The 19177-nt window shown below is 70.2% G+C and carries 20 protein-coding genes, 10 tRNA genes and 1 riboswitch; of the genes, 6 read left to right on the top strand and 24 right to left on the bottom strand.

The features are described from left to right. Nucleotides 1–40 precede the first annotated feature (40 nt). The 15 genes from H1D33_RS05750 to H1D33_RS05680 all read right to left on the bottom strand — a co-directional run bounded on the left by H1D33_RS05750 (nucleotide 41) and on the right by H1D33_RS05680 (nucleotide 5172). A tRNA-Asn gene (locus tag H1D33_RS05750) sits at nucleotides 41–114 on the bottom strand. 20 nt (nucleotides 115–134) lie between these two features. Then, nucleotides 135–210, bottom strand: a tRNA-Lys gene (locus tag H1D33_RS05745). Between the two features lie 99 nt (nucleotides 211–309). Then, nucleotides 310–382: transfer RNA gene (locus H1D33_RS05740), tRNA-Arg, on the bottom strand. An 82-nt stretch (nucleotides 383–464) separates the two neighbouring features. Then, nucleotides 465–537 (bottom strand) — tRNA-Leu (locus tag H1D33_RS05735). 10 nt (nucleotides 538–547) lie between these two features. Then, nucleotides 548–621, bottom strand: a tRNA-Met gene (locus H1D33_RS05730). Nucleotide 622: 1 nt separating this feature from the next. Continuing rightward, nucleotides 623–698: transfer RNA gene (locus tag H1D33_RS05725), tRNA-Leu, on the bottom strand. A 6-nt stretch (nucleotides 699–704) separates the two neighbouring features. Beyond that, nucleotides 705–776 (bottom strand) — tRNA-Gln (locus tag H1D33_RS05720). Nucleotides 777–914: 138 nt separating this feature from the next. Then, nucleotides 915–987 (bottom strand) — tRNA-Gly (locus H1D33_RS05715). Nucleotides 988–1002: 15 nt separating this feature from the next. Beyond that, nucleotides 1003–1075, bottom strand: a tRNA-Glu gene (locus tag H1D33_RS05710). 240 nt (nucleotides 1076–1315) lie between these two features. Continuing rightward, a tRNA-Trp gene (locus H1D33_RS05705) sits at nucleotides 1316–1388 on the bottom strand. 72 nt (nucleotides 1389–1460) lie between these two features. Next, nucleotides 1461–1592, bottom strand: a complete 132-nt coding sequence (locus H1D33_RS05700; protein ID WP_281370385.1) for a hypothetical protein — start codon at nucleotides 1590–1592, stop codon at nucleotides 1461–1463. 135 nt (nucleotides 1593–1727) lie between these two features. Further along, the gene (locus H1D33_RS05695; RefSeq protein ID WP_181569057.1) at nucleotides 1728–2351 is read right to left on the bottom strand and encodes a LysE family translocator; all 624 of its coding nucleotides are present in this window, start codon (nucleotides 2349–2351) and stop codon (nucleotides 1728–1730) included. A 3-nt stretch (nucleotides 2352–2354) separates the two neighbouring features. Beyond that, nucleotides 2355–2867 carry an acyl-CoA thioesterase gene (locus tag H1D33_RS05690; protein WP_181569058.1) on the bottom strand — a complete coding sequence of 171 codons (513 nt, stop codon included), beginning with the start codon at nucleotides 2865–2867 and terminating at the stop codon, nucleotides 2355–2357. 126 nt (nucleotides 2868–2993) lie between these two features. Continuing rightward, nucleotides 2994–3204: riboswitch (cobalamin riboswitch) on the bottom strand. A 160-nt stretch (nucleotides 3205–3364) separates the two neighbouring features. Further along, nucleotides 3365–4636, bottom strand: coding sequence for a COG1361 family protein (locus H1D33_RS05685; RefSeq protein ID WP_181569059.1), 1272 nt, complete (start codon nucleotides 4634–4636; stop codon nucleotides 3365–3367). Between the two features lie 125 nt (nucleotides 4637–4761). After that, complete coding sequence (locus H1D33_RS05680) at nucleotides 4762–5172, bottom strand: RidA family protein (protein ID WP_181569060.1); 411 nt, start codon at nucleotides 5170–5172, stop codon at nucleotides 4762–4764. A 79-nt stretch (nucleotides 5173–5251) separates the two neighbouring features. On the opposite strand from H1D33_RS05680, the gene H1D33_RS05675 reads away from it, so the two are divergent. Continuing rightward, complete coding sequence (locus H1D33_RS05675; RefSeq protein ID WP_181569061.1) at nucleotides 5252–5629, top strand: winged helix-turn-helix transcriptional regulator; 378 nt, start codon at nucleotides 5252–5254, stop codon at nucleotides 5627–5629. A gap of 169 nt (nucleotides 5630–5798) precedes the next feature. Here the strand turns inward: H1D33_RS05675 and H1D33_RS05670 are convergent, their stop codons facing one another. The 3 genes from H1D33_RS05670 to H1D33_RS05660 form a co-directional block, all read right to left on the bottom strand. Beyond that, nucleotides 5799–6539, bottom strand: a complete 741-nt coding sequence (locus H1D33_RS05670) for a cation efflux transmembrane domain-containing protein (protein WP_181569062.1) — start codon at nucleotides 6537–6539, stop codon at nucleotides 5799–5801. Then, nucleotides 6539–6856: an ArsR/SmtB family transcription factor gene (locus H1D33_RS05665; protein WP_181572886.1), complete on the bottom strand. Its 318-nt coding sequence runs from the start codon at nucleotides 6854–6856 to the stop codon at nucleotides 6539–6541. The genes H1D33_RS05670 and H1D33_RS05665 overlap by 1 nt, the downstream gene beginning before the upstream one ends. A 245-nt stretch (nucleotides 6857–7101) precedes the next feature. Then, nucleotides 7102–7989, bottom strand: a complete 888-nt coding sequence (locus H1D33_RS05660; RefSeq protein ID WP_181569063.1) for a LysR family transcriptional regulator — start codon at nucleotides 7987–7989, stop codon at nucleotides 7102–7104. Nucleotides 7990–8074: 85 nt separating this feature from the next. Here H1D33_RS05660 and H1D33_RS05655 point away from each other — a divergent pair, with 85 nt between their 5' ends. After that, a complete protein-coding gene (locus H1D33_RS05655) occupies nucleotides 8075–9379 on the top strand; it encodes an aspartate aminotransferase family protein (RefSeq protein ID WP_181569064.1) in 1305 nt (434 codons plus the stop codon). A gap of 174 nt (nucleotides 9380–9553) precedes the next feature. Here the strand turns inward: H1D33_RS05655 and H1D33_RS05650 are convergent, their stop codons facing one another. Both H1D33_RS05650 and H1D33_RS05645 read right to left on the bottom strand, forming a co-directional pair. Then, complete coding sequence (locus H1D33_RS05650; RefSeq protein ID WP_307755356.1) at nucleotides 9554–10918, bottom strand: hypothetical protein; 1365 nt, start codon at nucleotides 10916–10918, stop codon at nucleotides 9554–9556. Nucleotides 10919–11079: 161 nt separating this feature from the next. After that, nucleotides 11080–11676, bottom strand: a complete 597-nt coding sequence (locus tag H1D33_RS05645) for a hypothetical protein (protein WP_181569065.1) — start codon at nucleotides 11674–11676, stop codon at nucleotides 11080–11082. Between the two features lie 274 nt (nucleotides 11677–11950). Here H1D33_RS05645 and H1D33_RS05640 point away from each other — a divergent pair, with 274 nt between their 5' ends. The 3 genes from H1D33_RS05640 to H1D33_RS05630 all read left to right on the top strand — a co-directional run bounded on the left by H1D33_RS05640 (nucleotide 11951) and on the right by H1D33_RS05630 (nucleotide 14608). Next, nucleotides 11951–12667 (top strand): DinB family protein, encoded by a 717-nt coding sequence (locus H1D33_RS05640; RefSeq protein WP_181569066.1) that lies wholly within the window; start codon nucleotides 11951–11953, stop codon nucleotides 12665–12667. Nucleotides 12668–13323: 656 nt separating this feature from the next. Next, the gene (locus tag H1D33_RS05635; RefSeq protein ID WP_181569067.1) at nucleotides 13324–13887 is read left to right on the top strand and encodes an NYN domain-containing protein; all 564 of its coding nucleotides are present in this window, start codon (nucleotides 13324–13326) and stop codon (nucleotides 13885–13887) included. A gap of 157 nt (nucleotides 13888–14044) precedes the next feature. Further along, entirely contained in the window at nucleotides 14045–14608 is a 564-nt protein-coding gene (locus H1D33_RS05630) for a hypothetical protein (protein WP_181569068.1), read from the top strand. Between the two features lie 35 nt (nucleotides 14609–14643). Here the strand turns inward: H1D33_RS05630 and H1D33_RS05625 are convergent, their stop codons facing one another. Next, a complete protein-coding gene (locus tag H1D33_RS05625) occupies nucleotides 14644–15921 on the bottom strand; it encodes a barstar family protein (RefSeq protein WP_246411642.1) in 1278 nt (425 codons plus the stop codon). A 205-nt stretch (nucleotides 15922–16126) separates the two neighbouring features. Here H1D33_RS05625 and H1D33_RS05620 point away from each other — a divergent pair, with 205 nt between their 5' ends. After that, nucleotides 16127–16729 carry a hypothetical protein gene (locus tag H1D33_RS05620; protein WP_307755355.1) on the top strand — a complete coding sequence of 201 codons (603 nt, stop codon included), beginning with the start codon at nucleotides 16127–16129 and terminating at the stop codon, nucleotides 16727–16729. A gap of 43 nt (nucleotides 16730–16772) precedes the next feature. On the opposite strand, the gene uppS is transcribed toward H1D33_RS05620, so the two are convergent. The 3 genes from uppS to H1D33_RS05605 are packed head-to-tail and all read right to left on the bottom strand — an operon-like array spanning nucleotide 16773 to nucleotide 19135. Then, a complete protein-coding gene (uppS, locus tag H1D33_RS05615) occupies nucleotides 16773–17555 on the bottom strand; it encodes a polyprenyl diphosphate synthase (protein WP_246411644.1) in 783 nt (260 codons plus the stop codon). 58 nt (nucleotides 17556–17613) lie between these two features. Then, on the bottom strand, nucleotides 17614–18411 hold the full coding sequence (locus tag H1D33_RS05610) for an ABC transporter permease subunit (RefSeq protein ID WP_181569071.1): 798 nt from the start codon (nucleotides 18409–18411) through the stop codon (nucleotides 17614–17616). Beyond that, entirely contained in the window at nucleotides 18398–19135 is a 738-nt protein-coding gene (locus tag H1D33_RS05605) for an ABC transporter ATP-binding protein (RefSeq protein WP_181569072.1), read from the bottom strand. Before H1D33_RS05605 ends, H1D33_RS05610 begins: the two co-directional genes overlap by 14 nt. Nucleotides 19136–19177 lie beyond the last annotated feature (42 nt).

Here is a 19177-nt window from a genome sequence, read left to right as displayed (position 1 = left end):
GGTTCCGCAGACCGCCGGGGCGGAAGCCCCCACTCCATCGCTCCGGCGACTGGACTCGAACCAGTACCTCTACGGATCAACAGTCCGCTGCCCTACCGATTGGGCGACGCCGGAATAGTCGTGCCTGAGCACGATGGTGCGCCGCCAGGGACTCGAACCCTGCACCAGCCGATTAAGAGTCGGCAGCTCTACCCCATGAGCTAGCGGCGCCTGTCGGGTGGCCTCACCGTGAGCCGGGCCGGTCGGGCGCGACCCGACGCCCTCCGGCTCCAACCGGCGCACCACCGAGTGCGCCACATTCCCGTTGCGTACCCCCGGCGCGATTCGAACGCGCGACCCCTGGATCCGTAATCCAGTGCTCTATCCGCTGAGCCACGGGGGCATGGTGTCGTCGGGTGGACTCGAACCGCCGACCTCTTCCTTGTCGAGGAAGCGCTCTGCCATCTGAGCTACGACCCCACGCGTACCCGGAGCGCGATTCGAACGCACACGTCCCCGACCTGAACGGGGTGCCTCCTGCCGTTCGGCTACCCGGGCATGTCCTGCGTGCCGACGCCCGGCCTCGAACCGGGGACCTCTCCGTCATGAGCGGAGCGCTCCGACCATCTGAGCTACGTCGGCGTGGTGCCCTCGGCGCGAGTCGAACGCACACTGGCGACGTCCTCAACGTCGTGCCTCTACCGTTGGGCTACGAGGGCATTGCGCTCCCGGGCCAGGATTCGAACCCAGCTCTCCGCATCCAGAGTGCGGCGTCTTGCCGGCTAGACGACCCGGGAAGGTGACCGGCGGGACGCACTCCCGCCGGCCGGTTCCGTGCTGCACGGCGCTCGGTCGGTGTCGCAGGAGCAGGAAACGAACCCGCGTCCTTTCCGAATGCCTGTCAGGGTGCCCGCCAACGGGCCTACCTCAGCGAGAGCGGTCGGCGGGCATCGAACCCGCTGCTTCGATGTGGAAGATCGACGTGTCCGCCCAGTTCACCACGACCGCTTGGCATGTCGTACGTAGGCCGTACGGGACTCGAACCCGTAACCGTCCGGCTGAGAACCGGATGAGCTGCCAATTGCTCCAACGGCCCATGGGACAGGCAGCAGGCCGGGTACGCACTGCGGCGTTTCCGGTGCCACCACCCCATCGTCCGGGACCAGCGAGTCGAACGCTGTGTCTCCCGCTCCCAAAGCGGGCGGGTCACCGTCTCCCCCGTCCCGGAAGGTGTTACCCCCGGCCGGCGCCTGCCGGCGCCGACCGAGGCCTCTTCCATGCCATCCACTGTGGAGTTGAGAATCAACGGCGCCTCCGGCCGTGGCCGCGGCGAAAGCAGGAGCGACAGGGTTCGAACCTGCAACCTTCGGTTTTGGAGACCGGTGCTCTCCCGGTTGAGCTACGCCCCTCTGTGATTGATCGGGTAACGAAAAAGCCGCCCTTCCCCTGTCGGGTGGGCGGCTTTCCAGCTTCCGCTGGCGCTATTCGCGCCGCCACCCCGACTTCCAGTTCTGCTCACTCGCGCGCAGATCGTGGGCTCGCCCGATCGAGGGCAGCACGACACCACCGCGCGGCTTGGACCGCATGGTTTCGGTGAGGGCGTACTGCGACACGGGGAGCTCCTTTTCCGGTTCGGTTGACCTTGCTGATCAAAGGTAAGCTCGGTGTCCGCGGTTGGCAACGAATATTCCGGAGCCGCATTCACGCGCCGGGGTGGCGGCGTCGTCGGCGGGCAGCGGACGCGACGGCTAGCCCAGTGCGAGGCGGACGCCGAGCGCGACGAACGCGACCGCGCAGACCCGGTTGATCCGCCGCGACCACCGCCGGTCGGCCAACCGGCGGGCGAGCCGGCCGGCGCCCGCGCCGAGGGTGACGTCCACGGCGAGTTGCACGGCGACGAACAGGGCGCCGAGCAGGACGAGTTGCGCCGTGGCGTTGCCGGCGCCGGGGTCGACGAACTGGGGCAGGAACGCCACGCTGAACAGGATCATCTTGGGGTTGAGCAGGTTCGTCGCCAGGCCGCGCAGAAACGCCCGGCCGGGCGACGCGCCGTGGTCCGGACCGGTGGCGGTGACCGGATCGCGGTGGCGGGCGGCCCGGATCCCCAGGACGATCAGGTAGGCGGCGCCGGCCCATCGGATGGCGGTGAACAGGACCGGTGAGGCGCTGATCAGCGTGGCCAGTCCCCCGACCACCGCCGCGACGTGCACGGCTTCCCCGGCGGCGACGCCGAGCGCGGCGACGACGCCGGAGCGGGCCCCGTAGCGGGTGGCGTTGGCCAGCACGAACATCATGTCCGGGCCGGGTGTGATCATGAGGACGACGATCGCGGCGAGGTATCCGGTGAGGGCCGCCACGGACAGTCCGAGCATCGTTCAGCCCTCCCCGGCGCCGTCGAGCAGGGCCCGGCGCAGCGCCAGCCGGTGTTCCCGCCGGATCTGCGCCTCCCGGTAGCGTCGCCGGTCCCCGTCGGTCTGCGGCAGCAGCGGCGGGACGGCGCGGGGGTCGCCGTGGTCGTCCACGGCCACCATCACCAGGTGTGCCGTGGCCACGTCGACCGGCGGTACCGCGCGGTCCCAGCGGTCCGCGCTGACCTTCACCGCCACCTCCATCGAGCTGCGGCCGGCCCAGGTGATCCGGGCGTCGACGTGGACCACGTCGCCGACGCGGACCGCGCGCAGGAAGGCGGTCTCGTCGATGGCGGCGGTGACCGCCGGGCCGTCGGAGTGGCGGGCGGCGACGACCCCGGCGACCGAGTCGATCAGGTTGAGGATCCGGCCACCGTGGACCGTACCCATCAGGTTGGTGTGGTGCTGGTCCATGATCTGCGACAGGGTCAGGTGCGAGGCCGACGGTGGTCGGCCGGCGAGTGTGATGGTGTCGGGCACTGTGCGGGTCCGTCCTCGATGCAGCGGACCGCCGACCGGGGGGCGCGCGTCGAGGGCACGCCGACGGATCGCGTACGGCGTGTCACCCGCCCGACCCACCCGCGAGGTCGACGGCAGCGCGCACCGGTGGTGCGCGCGGCGCGGGCAGGTCTTCGGACTCGCGGGCCGGACCGGGTTCGGTCGCCTACTGGCCGTCGCTTCCCGGGCCGGTGGCCCAGTGCTGATGACGGCGGTCGTTCCCACTCACCGCTGCGGGGCAGTCCCGGACTTCCACCGGGTTCCCTCTTACGACACCCGGCCGTCGCCGACCGGGTGAACCAGCGCTGCGGCCATCGTAGTCAGAGGTCGGGGTGTCGGCGGCGGGACGGGGTGGGTGACGCCGGTCTCGTCGGTGCGCCCGACAGCGGCACCGGTCGTGGCTTCCCGATCGAGGATGGGAGGCGTCGGGTGCGGGCGGGACGGTTGCCCGTCCCGCCCGCACGGGCCGACGGGACGGGTCAGGCCAGTGGCTGCTCGTCCTCGGGGGTCACCAAAATCGTCCGGCGACGCCGGGAGGAGAGGAACAGCACGGCACCGGCCGCCAGCGCCGCGATGCCGATTCCGCCGATCAGCCCGGCTTGCGGACCGGTGACCGGCAGCCCGCCGTCACCGCCACCGTCGCCACCACCGGCACCGCCGTTGCCGCCGTTGCCGTTGCCGTTGCCGCCATCGCCGCCGCCGGTCTTGGCGGCCAGCACCACGGCGAACCCGTCCCGGTTGTCGCCGGGGTCCACGTCGGCCACCGGTACGGCGGCGGCGTTCGCGGGCAGTGCCGTACGCGCGGGCGTGGCGCGGTCCTTGGTCGACCGTTCGGTGAGGCCCTCCACCCGCACGGTCCCGCCCTGCACCGTCGCCGGCGCGGTGGCCGACGCGGGGGTCGTCACGAGGTTGTACAGCTCGACCGCCGAGTAGACCGCGTCGTCCGGGTCGGTGTCCTCGACGGCCGGAACGAGGGTGAGGCCCGGATAGGTGCAGACCGCCGAGCGGCCGGCGTCGCCGAGCACGCACTGGGTCGGGGGCTTGGTGAAGGTCACGCCCTTGGGTAGGCGCAGCGTGACCCGCACGCCGTTGACCGCCGCGCGGCCCTGGTTGGCGACGGTCTGCCGCAGCGCTCCCGTCTCGCCCGGGTTCAGCGTGCCGGTGGGCTCGGGCCTGCCGTCGGCGCCGACCCGAACCGACTGCTTCACGTCGCGGGCCACCACCGAGAGGTCGGCGCTGCGCTGGTCGACCAGCACCAGTGGGAACGATCTGGTGTTGTCGGCCGGATTCGCGTCCTTGTCGGACCCGAGGGTGACCGACACCTCGAAGCTGCCCTGGTAGGGCCCGGCGGCCCCGAAGACGGCCGCGTCGATGGGCACGTCGGTGGTTTCACCCGGCCCGGGGATCAGCTCCGGCAGCAGTTGGCAGTAGAACCCCCCGAAGTCGCCGTCGCACTCGCCCACGCCGCCACCGGCGTGCCAGATCAGGGCGACCGGCAGGGGGTCGGGGCCCTCTGCCGGCTGGCGAACACGGACGACGACGTCGCGTGGGGTCTCGTCCCCCCGGTTGCTGATCTTGAGGTAGACGACCTTCCGCTCGACGCCCAGCGGGATCGTCGTCCCGGAGGCGTCGACCGCGAGGTCCGGGCCACGCTTCGCCGCCGCGGCGGGCACGGCGGGAACAGCCACCCCGGCGAGGACGACCAGCGCGGCGGCGACAGTTCGCGACAGCCGCCGACGACCAAAGCTCATGGCAGGACCCTTCAGGACGCGCGGACAGTGTGCTTGGGAACACTATCGGCAATTGGCGTCCGCCAGTGCCCCCGCGCCATCACGGCGGGCCCGCTCCGGCGACGTCACGAGCGAGCAGGAAGCACTCACTCCGAGATCGCAGTCGCCTCCAGTTCGACGAGCACGTCGGGCTCGAAGAGGTGGTCCACCCCGATCAGCGACGCCGGCGGAAGGGGCCAGGGAAGGCCGAGTTCCTCGACGACCGATTCGATCCCGGCCATGAACGGCCCGATCTTCTCGGGCGACCAGTTGGTGACGTAGAAGGTCAACCGGACCACGTCCTCGAAGGACGCGTCGGCTCCGGCGAGGGCTCGGCCGGTGTTGCGCAGCGCCTGCGCGACCTGCCCGGTCAGGTCACCCGGGGCGACCGGTGAGCCATCCGCCAGTCGGGCGATCTGACCGCTGACGTGGATGTGACGCGACCCGGTGGCTACCGCCACGTGCTCGTAGGGGGTGTGCGGCTGAAGACCGTCGGGGCTGAAGCGGGTGACAGGCATCGTTTCTCCTCCACAGGAACCAACTCGGTTTACCATTGATACCTAGTTGACGGAGGACACTTCAAGGAGACCTGGTTTCATGCGCGATACCACCACCCCCCACGTCGGCGAGCTGCGCATCGACGCACCCCACCGCGAGTTGCTCGACCAGGTGCTGGACAAGTGGTCGCTCAGCGTTCTCAACGAGCTGTGCGAGCGCCCGTGCCGGTTCAACGAGCTGCGCCGGGCGGTCCCGGCGGTGACGCAGAAGTCGCTCACGGCGACACTACGACGTCTGGAGCGCAACGGGATCATCGAGCGCGAGGTGGTCGCGACTCGTCCGGTCGCGGTGGAGTACCGGATCACCCGGTTGGGAAAGACCCTGCGCGCCCCGGTCGACACGCTCCTCGAGTGGGCCGACACGTACCTGCCCCAGATCGAACACGCCCGCAAGGCGTTCGACGCCGAGATCGAATAGATGAGTACGCCCTGACCGAGGCCGGCCGGTCCGCGCACGGCATCGTCTACCGGCTGTGTGACCGGAGTCGCCGGCACCTCGACGCGGTCCTCGCCAGCCGGGACCGATTCGATTCGGGGTCAACGCAGCCACCATCGTCGGACCCGACGACGTCCGCAGGCTACGCCGACTAGCAGCACGCGCAGCCGGGGTGGCATCCGCAGGCGTCGCCTCCGTCGGCGGCGGGCTCACCGGCGACGGTGTCGGTGCCGGTGAGGGTGGCGGTCGGTGGGACGGCGCAGCAGGCGTCGCCGCGCCACGCCTCGCGGCCTTCCTTGACTGCGACGGCGGCGATGACCAGCGCGGCGATCGGGTCGGCCCAGGACCAACCGAACAGGCTGTTGACGCCGAGGCCGACGAGCAGGACCGCGGACAGGTACGTGCACAGCAGGGTCTGCTTGGAGTCGGCGACCGCGGAGCGGGAGCCGAGTTCCCGGCCGGCGCGCCGCTGCGCGTACGACAGCACCGGCATGATCGCCAGCGACAGCGCGGCCAGCACCAGGCCGATGCTGGAGTGTTCGGCGTCGGCGCCGCCGGCCAGCGCCCGGACCGACTCGACGGTGACGTAGGCGGCGAGGGCGAAGAACGACACCGCGATGACCCGAAGCGCGACCTTCTCCCGGGCCTGCGGGTCAGGGGCGGCGAACTGCCAGGCCACCGCCGCGGCCGAGGACACCTCGATGACCGAGTCGAGGCCGAAGCCGATCAGCGCGGTCGACGAGGCCACGGTGCCGGCGGTGATCGCCACCACGGCCTCGATGACGTTGTAGGTGATGGTGGCGGCGACGAGCAGCCGTACCCGGCGGGCGAGCACCTGGCGGCGGGCCGGCGACGGCCCGGCGGGGGTGAGGGCGACCAGGGGCAGGGTCATCAGCAGCAACCCTTCCCGGAGGCGTCCGGGCAGGCGGCGGGGTCGACGGCCAGGACGAGGCCGAGAAGGTCGGCCAGGGCGTGCGCCAGGCGAGCGTCGGCCAGCTCATAGCGGGTACGGCGACCCTGTGGCACGGCGACCACCAGACCGCAGCCACGCAGGCAGGACAGGTGGTTCGACACGTTCTGCCGGGTCGCGCCCAGCAGGTCGGCCAGCTCCGCCGGGTAGCCCGGCCCGTCCCGCAGCGCGAGCAGCAGCCGCGCCCGGGTCGGGTCGGACAGGGCGTGACCGAAGCGGGCCAGCACCTGCGAATGCATCAACGTCTCCACCCGCTGGATAGTACATCGAACGCTGTACAAAGCAAGACGAAGCCGCCTTGCTCCGCACACGGCCCCTGGAGCGGCCACCGAGGAGGTCGATCAGGCACCCATATGCTCAACGGGTGAAGGACAGCGAGCAGGCAGTGCTGACCGGGATCCTGCAGCCTGCCCAGGACGTGACCGGGTGACAGCGGCGGGCACGAGGTGCCGACCGCGTCCCACCGAGCGCCGGGCAGCGCTGGTCAGTCACCTGCCCTCAGCGCGCTGAGCACGGCCGCCACCTCCGGGCGTGACGCAGCCGGTCGCCGGACCGCAGCCGTGATGCGCCGGGTCAGCGGCGGGTTCAACGGCCGGGTCACCACCCGGTACCGCGGGTCGACCGCCAGCTTCGGCAGCATGGTGATCGAACGGCCGTTTTCCACGTGCTGCAGCGCCAGCATGTAGTTGTTGAACCGGCAGATCACCACGGGCTCGAACCCGGCCTCCCGACACAGCCGGGTGGACAGCTCGGACATGTACGAGCCGGCGACGTCGAACGTCCAGCGCTGCTGCGCGCACGCCTCCAGAGCCACCGACTCGACACTGCTCAGCGAGTGCCCCGGGGGCAGCACGAGCACGACCGGGTCGGTGGCGAGCGGCACCAGGTCGATCTCCGGGGAGAGCTGCGCGCCGGCGAAGTCGGCCGTCGTGATGATCAGATCCACGTCACCCCGACGCAGCGCCGGCATGCTCTCGTGCGGCTCCAGCTCCAGCAGCACCACCTGCACGTCCGGGTGCCGGGCCGCGAGACGGGCCAGCGCCGGTTCGGCGAGGGCTTGCACGGCACTCTGGAACGCGGCCACGGTGACCGTGCCGGCCGGCTCGTCGGCGAGGCGACGCAGCTCCGCCTCGGCCGCGTCCATGGCCGCAAGAATCTCCCGAGCCCGACCGGCGAGCAACATTCCGGCCGCGGTGAGCCGCACCCGCCGCCCGGTGCGCTCCAGCAGCGCGGTCCGGGTCTCCCGTTCCAGCGTGGTCAGCTGCTGCGACACCGCCGACGGGCTCAGGTTGCCGCGCTGCGCGACGGCCCGGACGGTGCCGTAGGTCGCCAGGTCGGCGAGCAGGCGCAGTCGCCACGGATTCAGCGTCATGGCCCCCGACTGTACGGCTCTGCTTAACAGCGACAACGGAAATGTGCGATGGACGTGCCCGTCCGGGACTGCCTAGCGTCGGTCCATGGCTGATTCGTTCTGGTCCGACGCCGATCGTCACCTGGTCCGCTACATCGGCGCGGGCAGCTTCGTACGCGAGATCATCGAGCGTGCCGAAGGCAGTTTCCTGTTCACCGCCGACGGCCGCCGCCTGCTCGACTTCACGTCGGGCCAGATGAGCGCCATCCTCGGCCACTCCCACCCGGCCGTCGTGGCCACGATCCAGCACCAGGCCGCCACCCTCGACCACCTGTTCAGCGGCATGCTGAGCCGGCCCGTGGTCGAGCTGGCCCGCCGCCTCGCCGGCTCCCTGCCCGCGCCGCTGGAGAAGGTCCTGCTGCTCACCACCGGCGCGGAGTCCAACGAGGCGGCGATCCGGATGGCGAAGCTGGTCACCGGCCGGCACGAGATCATCTCGTTCGCCCGATCATGGCACGGGATGACGCAGGCGGCGGCCAGCGCCACCTACAGCTCGGGGCGCAAGGGGTACGGGCCCGCGGCACCCGGCAACTTCGCGATCCCCACGCCGAACGCGTACCGGCCCGACTTCACGCTCCCCGGCGGCGAGCTGGACTGGCGGCGTCAACTGGAGTTCTCGTTCGAGCTGTTCGACGCCCAGTCGGTGGGCAGTCTGGCGGCGTGCGTCGTCGAGCCGATCCTCAGCTCCGGCGGCGTCATCGACCTGCCGCCGGGATACCTCGCCAAGCTGCGCGACAAGGTGCACGAACGCGGCGGGCTGTTGATCCTCGACGAGGCGCAGACCGGCCTGTGCCGCACCGGCGAGTGGTACGCATTCCAGCGTGACGGCGTGGTGCCGGACATCCTGACCCTGTCCAAGACGCTCGGCGCCGGCCTTCCGCTGGCGGCGGTGGTGACCAGCCCGGAAATCGAGCACACCGCGCACGAGCGCGGTTTCCTCTTCTTCACCACGCACGTCTCGGACCCACTGGTGGCCGCGGTCGGCAACACGGTCCTGGACGTCCTGGAGGCCGACCGGCTCGACGAACAGGCGGCGCACCTGGGCGCGTACCTCCGCAAGGGTCTGCTGGAGATCGGCGAACGGCACCCGGCGGTCGGCGACGTGCGCGGCCGTGGGCTGCTGGTCGGGCTCGAACTAGTCAGCGACCGGGAGTCGGAACGCCCGGCCGACGCACTGGGCGCCGCGGTGACCGCGCGCTGCCTGGAGCTGGGCCTGCACATGAACGTGGTGCAGCTACCCGGCATGGGCGGCGTCTTCCGCATCGCGCCGGCGCTCACCTCCACCCACGCGGAGCTGGACCTGGGCCTGGAGATCCTCGACCGGGCGCTCGCCGACGTGGCGCCGCGGTAGCGAGGCACGACGTAGTCTCTCCCGGCGGAGCCGGTTGCCGGTGTTCCCTGTCGTAGCAGGTGTTCTCGCCGCAGTGACCGCCAGGTCGGCAGTGCGCTCGCCAGCATCGCCGGCAGCAGGCAGAGCCCGTGAGCGTGTGTTCGCGGCCAGGGCCGCCATCTCGGTGGTCTGGCGCTAGCCCACGGTGGCCCTGTCCAGGATCTCCTGTATGTGATCGACCGTCAGGGCCGGGTTGGCCGCGGCGGCCTCGGCCAGTCCGGGATCGTTGAGAAGCGCGGTGACCCTCGGTGCCGGAAGGCGTGGGCTGCTTGCCATCGCCTGTCGCACGGTGGCGTCCGGGTCGGTGCTGAGTCGGTCGACGGTTTCGGTGGCGGCGTGCGGGTCGAGGGCGACGAGCCGTCGTATCGCCGGGTCCGGGTTGTCGGCGAAGCGGGCCAGTCCTTCGATGGGGAACTGTGGCAGCTCGCTGAGCCGGTCCCGGCCGCAGCAGTGGTATTCCAGATAGCAGCGCAGCAGCAGCGCCGGCGGCGCGGCCGGGTGGTGCTGGGCGAGCAGGACCCGTACGCCCAGGTCGGGGTCGTCGGCGAGCACAGTGACGATGTCCGCCGGCAACTCGGCGTTGCGGGCCGCTCGTCGGCGCAGCAGCGGATTGGTCGAACCGGCCCACCGCAGCGCATCGGTGATCTCCTGCGCGGCCTCCTCGGGATACGGGATCCAACGGCAGCGGACGTCCGCGGAGCCGAAGTGGCCGTCGCCCGGCACGGTGGTCACGTCGATGTCGATGCCGGCCCGCTGTTGCTCGGTGAGGCCGGGATGGGTGGAGACAGCGGTGCGCACCTCGACCGCCGGGTCGGTGGCGAGCCTGACGAGCTGGTCGCCGGTCAGGTCGACGCGACCGGTGATTCCCTGCCGGACCGACGGGTCGGGGTGGCGCAGCAGCGCTTCGACCACGTCCGGCGGGACGCTCGGGTTCTTGCCCATCACCCCCAGCGCAGCCGTGTCGCCGCTGGCGAGCACCTGATCGATCAGCGCCCGGGACAGTGGACGCTGCAGCACGTACCAGAATGCGTGACAGTGCTGATCCGGCAGATCCGCAGGCTCCATCACTCGCTGCCGGTGCGCGACGGACGCCACGGCGGCTGCCCGCACGTCGGGCACCTCATCCTCCAGCAGCGCCTGGAGCGACCGCTCGTCCAGCCGGTTGAAGGAACCAGCCGCGAACCGACGCACACCCGGCCGGGGGTGCGCGGCGGCCAGCCGGAACAGACGCCGGTCATACCTGGTCGCCTCGAACAACTCGCCGATCAATTCCTCTCGGCTGAACGGCATGTCGGAGGGCGGGGCGTCGAGCGCGGTCAACAACCTGACCAGCACGTCGTCAGGCAGCGGCTCCTGACCGGGCCGGCCGAACGCGCGCATTCTCACCCGCCACACCGGGTCGGCCAGCAGCTTGGCGCGCGCCCGAGAGTCGACTTGCGGGTGGGTGGCCAGCGCTCCGCGGATCCTGGGCGAGGGATGGTGCAGCATCGCATCCCGCACCGGCGGCGGCAGCTCACGGCGGCGTCGTAGCCCATCGCACACCTGCTCCGGCCACGAATCCACCAGCCGCAACAGCACGTCGACCGGCGCTGCCGGGTTCCTCGCCAGCCCCCGCAGCAGAGGTGAAGGAGACGAACACCGATCCAACCAGGCATCACCGATCATCGGGCGCTCATGCCGTAGGACGGGGTGGCGTGGATGCCCGTGCCGTACTCGTATCGTAAGCCGGCGTCTGCGATGAACTGCGCGGCGTGCGGCAGCACGGGGTGAGAGCCGATCTTGCTGACGGCCATCCGGCGAGCCACTCGATTCAGCTTGCCGGAGGCGCTGGTGACCGCCGCCCAGTTCCATGCGGCGGGATCACCGAGACGCGGCACGGCTGTCGCCCACGCCGCGGCACGTTTCTCCGAGTTGTGGTTGGTATGGCTCCATCGCAACTCCTGCACCCCCACGGGACCGCCGTAGTAGAGCTGCACCAGACCCCAGCCTTCGCAGCGATACCGGAACGTCGGGCTTCCCGGCACGCTCGCAGGCAGGTCGAGCCGCCGCACCATGGGCGCCGCTCCGGAACCGACGACGTACAACGCCAGGTGCCGTCCACCTGGAGCAGCGGCAACTTCAGCAGCAGTGGAGAATTCCCGCAGTTCGCAGTCCCGCTGCGAGTCGGACTCGAAGACACGGAACAAGCCCAGTTCGAAGACGGCGTCGAGGACCGCAGGCCAATCGTCGTCTGCGGCATAGAAGTCCAAGTTCGGCACGATCCAACTATCCCGATCGGGGCGACACGAGCGCCACGCAGCACCCGCTCATCGGCACGACCGAGCGTTCGACCAACCCACGCCTGTCACGCATGATCCTCTCACCCGTCGGAGCGGGCGCGCGATCAGCGGCATGAGCGTGCATCCGGCCGCCCCGGATGTGCGTCACGATGCGTCATGGCTCGCCGTTGGCCGCCGCGCAGTTGGCGGGGAGATCACGGAGTGCAGCCGAGCCGAGGCTGGCTTGTCGGTGTGCGGCCCTAATGTGTGGAGCATGACGCGATATGTCGACGAGGATCTGCACGGTGCGGAGTTCCGCGAGTGTGATCTCACCGGGGCGCGCCTGATCGGTGTCGTCATGCAAGATGTCGTGATCGACGGATTGGTCACCAACCTCGTGGTGAACGGTGTCGACGTCACGCAGTACGTCGAAGCAGAGCTGGACCGGCGTCATCCGGTACGGGCGCTGATCCGCTCCGAGGACCCTGCCGACCTGCGCGAGGCAGCACGTCAGCTCCATACCGGCTGGGCCGCCACGATCGAGCGGATCCGCCAGACGCCCGGCATCGAGCGCCGCAGCGTGAACGACGAGTGGTCAGCGGTGCAGACCCTGCGCCACCTGGTCTTCGTCCACGACTCGTGGTTCCGCCGCTGCTGCCTGGGCTCGACACAGCTGTTCACGCCGATGGGCATCGGGCCGAGCGTCGAGCCCTACGACGGAGCGCACGGGCTTGACCTCTCGTCCGACCCGGCCCTGGACGAGATAGTGAGCGTGCGTGACGCACAGGCCGCCGAGCTGGAGGCCTGGCTCGACAAGGTCACCGCGGCACAACTAGCCGCGCGAGCGCCGGTGCCCGACGACGATGTCTGGCCGCCGTACGCCCGGGGCCGCTCGGTGCGGCAGTGCCTCCGCACGGTGCTCAACGAGACCTTCGAGCACCACGGCTTCTGCGTCCGCGACCTCGACCTGATCTCGGCACAGGACCGCTGAGTAGGGCCGGCCGTCGACCCGGCCTCTTACCCATGCGGGTATCGCTGATCGTCTGCGCGCTGCCGAACTGCTGACCCCGGAGCTGGACGCGGCACTTCTGGAGCATCCGGCGGCTCTGGCTTACGTGTTGCACACGGCACGGAAAGGCTCCATGGCCCGTGGCTCGGCTCGCCGGGCTGCGCGAGCCGGCAAGCGTTGTGCACCATCCGCGTCAAGTCGGGTGTGCACTGCTGGCTCGCGAGACGCTCGCCGCGACCGGGTCATGAACTTGCGCCTCTTGGGTGCGGCGATCTCCTGTCAGTCGCGGCGCGGGCCCGGCAGCCGCCGCTGGTGAGCTTCCGGGGTACGCGCGTCCTCGCTGCGGACGCGCCATCGGTGACCACGGCCGGCTCACCGCCGCGGACGCGCAGGCGTTACGGCAGGGTGATCGGCAGGTACGACACCGGATGCCGAAGCGGGACAGACGGTCATACATCACCGCGCGTCGCCAGCGGCGGAGAACACCAGACCGCCGGCGGCGGCAGGCGAGAGTCGGGTGCCGTCTGCCGACAGGGCTGGCAGGTAATACCCTTGACCACGAGCACGGCCCCCGCCGGCGCGTCAAACGCTCGGGCTCGACCGGTCCGCGCTCGCTGCTCGACTCGAGAGGCACACCCATGCCCGGTACCACCGCACCCGTCACGTACCTCATCGTGGACGGGGAGAACATCGATGCCACTCTCGGCAACAGTGTTCTGGAGCGCCGGCCGGCCCCCGCGGAGCGACCCCGGTGGGAGCGTCTGCGGGACTTCGCGCGGGACACGTGGCAGCAGCCGGTGAAGGCACTGTTCTTCCTCAACGCGTCGGGCGGCGGCCTGCCGATGCCCTTCGTCCGGGCCCTGCTGAGCATGGAATACCGACCCATTCCGCTCGCTGGATCGTCGGATCAGAAGGTGGTGGACATCGGCATCCAGCGGACGTTGGAGGCTATCGCCCGGCGCCCGGGCAATGTGATGCTCGCCAGCCACGACGGCGACTTCCTGCCGCAGGTCGACGAGCTGCTGCGAGGTGAGCACGAGGTCGCGGTCGTCGGGTTCAAGGAGTTCCTCAACGCCGGCTTCTCCGACCTGCCGGGCCTGCAGGTGTTCGACATCGAGGAGGATGCGGGCTGCTTCACCAACGTCCTTCCTCGGGTTCGCATCATCGACCTCGAAAGCTTCGACCCGGAGCGCTTCCTGTAACGCCCTGGCTCAGCACCGATCGGGTGCCCCGGCACCTTCGCGCCGGCCGACAGCAACGCGTGCACGGCCTGCGCCGCCGCGACGAATGGAGGCGGCGCGCCCGGCGAGGTGACGCCCCAGGGCCGTTCGATCAACTGCAAATCCTATGATCACGGCCATGTCGACCGCGTTCACCACCTTGTGGACCCAGGACGTCTGCCGGGAGTTGCGCCGCCACCGAGTCGGCGAGCGCCCCTCGGTGGCTTTCAGCGGGGTGCACCAGTCTCTTCCCAGTTGGACCAGCGTCGGTGTCGGCGACGATGTCTTCGCGCTGCATGTCAACCGATGCGTGGTCCACCTGGTGACCCGCCTGCGCGTCGTCGACAAGCAGCGACGCGACTGTTGCGGCACCGCTCCGACGACCTGGCGTGACCCGTCCTACCCGGGTCACGCCACCTGGGCGATGCTCGGCGCCAACGGATGTGGGGCGAGCCCGGTGCACGTCGAAGCGACCCCGATCCGCTTCGACGTCACCATCCCCGGCGACCTGCTCGGCGCGCTGACCTGGCGCAACCGACACGGCGAAGAGCGCACCCTGAAGTACGTCGTCAACGGCCGTCTCGAACGCTCCGTCAGCCTCCAGGGCGTCTATCGCCTGACCGACGAATCCGCAGCTCGGTTGGGTGCCCTCCTGGACAGGTCGCCGACCTCGGTTCAGCGGGCGGAGTCAGGGGCGCACTGACCAACTGCTCCCCCGCGTCGTGGCGACGGTCCGGCTCACCGCAGGTCGACCTCGACATCATGTTCCGCGAAGATGCCGAGCAGGCACTCCACGGTCACCGCCGGTGCGAGACGCCGCCGGTCGTAGCCGGCGACAAGATGATCACGGGCAACGTTCGAGTCGTGCCACACCAGCCGGAACGGCGTCGACGCGCCGAAACGCCCGCGGAGGCAGTCGACGAAGGCGTCGAGGTTGCAGCCGAAGTATCCGCCCGGGCCGTTGATCGCCTCACCGAGCGCGCAGTAGAACCCTTCGATGTCCGTGACGTGACGGCCGTCGAGGTCGTACGTGGTGCCGGCCGATCGGTCCTGGACAACGGACTGGTGGGCGGCCGCGACCATGGCCCACTGGTGCCGTAGTTCTCGGCCGTGGTCGGACCACATGTTCTTCTGTACGGGTGGCCCGTGCTGCCGGTGCGCGAGGATGTCGAGGACCCCGACGGGCAGCGGTTCCTGTGGGTCGCTGTCGACGGTCACGTCGAGCAGCCCGCCTCCGAACCGCGACGGCTCCCCCGACCCGACCGTTCCGGACACCACGGCGTCGATCACCCGGTGGGCCGAGCCGTCGGCCGCGATCGTGTGCACCTCCGCGCGGATGCGACGTCGACGCAGGCTGGCCTTGGTCGCCCGCCCGACCGCGTCGAGCGCCGCCAACAGTGGCGCCTGCGGCCGGCAGCCGAGGAGCCGGACCCGCGGCACCAGCGGTGGGGCCTGCTCACGGAACACGCCGCTGACGTCCCGGCACGTGCCGTACGGCGTCCCGTCGCCACCCAGGAGGGCGAATTCGGGAACGTTGCCAGGGCGCACGACGGCGGCTGTGCGGTCGTAGACGTGGACGAACCCGTCGAGATCGATGTCCACAGCTTCCGGCACCGTACGGCTCGGCCGGCGTGCGAGCACGACCACGTCACCGAGGTCCTCGCCCATCCAGGACGGCGACCTGCCCGGCGATGGCAGAGGCTCCGCTATCGCGACGTCACCGAGCCAGGCCCGTCCGGCGCCGAGGGCCCCTGCGGGCACCCTGTCGAGCAGGTCGGCGAGCGCGCCGTCCGGAACGCAGCCAACAAGGGTGAATCGTTCCCGCGGTCGCGGAGGCAGGTCGACGAACAATCCTTCGATCTCCGCACACACGGCCAGCAGCACCTCGTCCCCATAGGCGCTGTCGAAGCCGACATCGCCACGGAGCAGCCACCGCGGGTTCACCGGAATGTCTCGTGTCCCGTACCGCTGCTGCTGCCGCGCCCAGCCGGCCTCGGAGCCGGCGGGCGTCGTCACGGCACGACTCTATCCAAGCTCGCCTTTCGAAGGGCCAGAAGGTGGACCACCGGCGAGGACAAGCGCCAGCTTCCTTGCGTCTGGGCACCCCGCGTGGGACGGCACCTACCTCCACCGCAGGTGATTGCCGCCTGCTCGATCGGAGACCGCGGGCCGTACCCTCTGCAACGCAGACGCCACCAGATCGACGACGGACGTGACCGCGATGACGACAAGCACCAGGAAACCGTTCCGCTCAGCCGCCGCTGCCGCGGTGCTGACGTTCTTGCTGCCCGCCGCCGCGGCGTGCACCTCGGAAGCCGCCACCCCGCCGTCGACGGCGTCCACGGCTTCCGCACCGCCCTCACCGGACATCCGTACGTTGCGCATGCCGGAGACGTTGCTCGGCCTGCCGAAAAGCATGGACCGGGTCACCACCGGAGCCGCCAAACAACACCTCGACACGCTCAAGCGTGAGGTCGCCCCCGCCACGAGCGCCGTCGGCTGGGCCTACGGCGACAACGGACCGGACGCCGACATGGTCTTCATCACCGGCGTCTCCGGCACCGTCACCGACCAGAACGGGATGGTCGAACGCTCCCTTCAGCCATACCGCATCAAGACCCACAAGCCCGTCGACCCCGGGGAACTCGGCGGCACCGCACACTGCGGTCAAGGCCGTACCGAGGACGAAAGCTATCTCGTCGCCTGCGCATGGGCCGACGACCAGACAGTTGGCATCGTCGCCTTCGTGTCGTCCCGCCCGCAAGGCGACCGCACCGCCCAGTTCCTCGAGGTCCGCAGGGCCATGACCGAGACCAAGGCGTGAGCCGGCTGCGACCCGGCATGACATCGACGGGTGGTTTCCGTCTTCAGCTACCGAGCCGGCGCTCGCGGGCGGAGTAGGAGCGAAGCGCGCGCAGAAAGTCGACCTTGCGGAAGCCCGGCCAGTAGACGTCGCAGAAGTACAACTCGGAGTAGGCCGCCTGCCAGAGCAGGAATCCGGACATGCGGCGTTCACCGCTGGTGCGGATGACGAGGTCGGGGTCGGGCTGGCCGCTGGTGTAGAGGTGAGTCGCGATCTGGTCGGCGGACAGTTGTTGGGCGACATCGTCGAGGCTACGGCCGGCTTGCCGTTCGGCGTCGAGCAGGGATCGCAGAGCGTTGACGATCTCCTCGCGCCCGTCGTAGCCGATGGCGATGTTGAGGTGGAAGGCGGCGTTCTTGTCGCGGGTGGCCTCCTCGGCCGACTTGAGGGCGTGGCGGGTGGAATCAGGCAGGACGTCGACCCGACCGGCGGTCCTGACCTGCCAGACGCTGGCCGGTCCCGCCAGCCGCCGGATGATCACTTCTTCAATCATGCGCAGCAGGTTGTCGACTTCGCCGGCGTCGCGTTTGCGCAGGTTGTCGACCGAGGCGAGGAAGACGGTGACGTGGTGGATGCCGAGTTCTCTGCACCAGCCGAGGACTTCATCGAGGTGTTCGGCGCCGTATCGATGGCCGATCCCGGCATCCTGGAAGCCGTTCTGGCGTGCCCATCGCCGGTTGCCGTCCATCACCAGGGCGATGTGCCGAGGCAGGGGTGCGTCGGACAGTTCGTGGGCCAGTCGTCGGGCGTAGAGCGTATAGACGGCCGACTTCAGGACGTTGCGCACGCGTCGTTCCTTTCCCCGTTTCGAGCCGGATCGTAGGCTGTTGAGGTTAAGGCTCTCGCTAGGCGGCCGGGTCGCGGTGGCGCAGGACGAGCCAGCCGGTGACCGTGCAGACGACGATGGCGGCCAGTTGAACGACGACGCCGAGGGCCAGGTCGGTGACGCCGGCGGGGTCGAACAGGCCCACCCAGTCCTGCCAGTAGTGCACGGGCAGGACGGCCGCGACGGCGGGCAGGGCCGGCTGGCCGTTGATGATGCTGGCGAGCACCACGAAGCCGACGGCGACGGCCAGCGCCTCGGCCCCGCGTGGCAGCACCAGGCCCAGGGTGAAGGCGATCGCCGCCATCGCGAGCATGCACAGGAGCGTGTAGCCGGTGGCGGCCAGTACCCGGATGGTCGCGTCGCCAACGGTGAGCGCGGACGCGCCGATGATGTGGAACGGGTGCCACCCGAAGAAGACGGTGCCCGCGGCCAGGCCGGCGGCCATGACGACGGCAACCGCGACCAGGGTCGCCAGGGCAGCGGCAGCGAGCTTGGCAGCCAGCAGGCGCTCGCGGGTGACCGGGGCGGCGTAGAGGTAGCGCAACACTCCCCAGTCACGGTCTGCCGAGGCGATCGCGCAGGACAGCAGTGCCACGACGATCGGCAGCAGCAGCGGGGCCGTGAATTCCAGGCTCGCCATCGCGTGGTTGGCGGCCGAGTAGGGCGAGGCGCCGAACAGACCACTCTCGTTGCCGTTGCGCTCTCCGGGCTGGGATGCGAACGGAAGCGCGGCGGCGACCGGAACCCCGGCGAGACAGGCCAGCGCGATAAGCGTCCGGATGCGGAGCAGTTGGGTGGTGAGCTCAAAGCGCAGCATCGTGATATCCCTCGATCATCGCCAGGTAGGCGTCCTCAAGCGATGTGTGAGCACCGACCAAGTCGTCGAGGGTGCCGGCGGCGGTGAGGCGGCCGTTGTGCATGACCACGGCATGAGTGGCGAGTAGCTGCACCTCGGCAAGCTGGTGACTGGAGATCAGCACGGCTGCGCCGGCGTCCGCGCAGACAGCCAGGTGGCGGCGCAACGCGCGCACCTCGGCCGGATCGAGGCCGTTGGCCGGCTCGTCCAGCAGCAACACGTCAGGACGACGCATCAACGCGGCGGCGAGCATGAGTCGTTGCCGCATTCCCGTCGAGTAGCCCTTGACCCTACGGCCGGTCGCGGCACCGAGGCCGGCCAGGTCCAGTGCTTCCTCGAGCGCCGGCGGCGGCCACGATCGACCGGCCGCCGACCACAGCAGCTTGAGGTTGGCGATGCCGCTCAGGTGCGGCACCAGGGCGGGTCCGTCGATGAGTACGCCGACGCGCCGCAGCACGGGTGCGCCCAGATGCACGAGCTTGCCGGCGAGGCTCGCCGTGCCGGCGTCGGGTCTGGACAGTCCGAGGAGCATCCGCATGGTCGAGGTCTTGCCCGCGCCGTTCGGGCCCAGCAACGCGCAGATCTCCCCTTCTCGTACCTGGAAGCTGAGCTGGTCGACCGCCATCCGGCGGCGGTAGCGCTTGACCAGGCCCTCGGCCTGGATCATGATCGGCGGTACGGGCATGCCGCATCACTCCTTCCCTCAGCAAGATCCCCGGACGGTAGG

Source organism: Micromonospora ferruginea, assembly GCF_013694245.2.
Taxonomy (GTDB): Bacteria; Actinomycetota; Actinomycetes; order Mycobacteriales; family Micromonosporaceae; genus Micromonospora; species Micromonospora robiginosa.
This window is presented reverse-complemented; position numbering and strand designations above follow the sequence as displayed.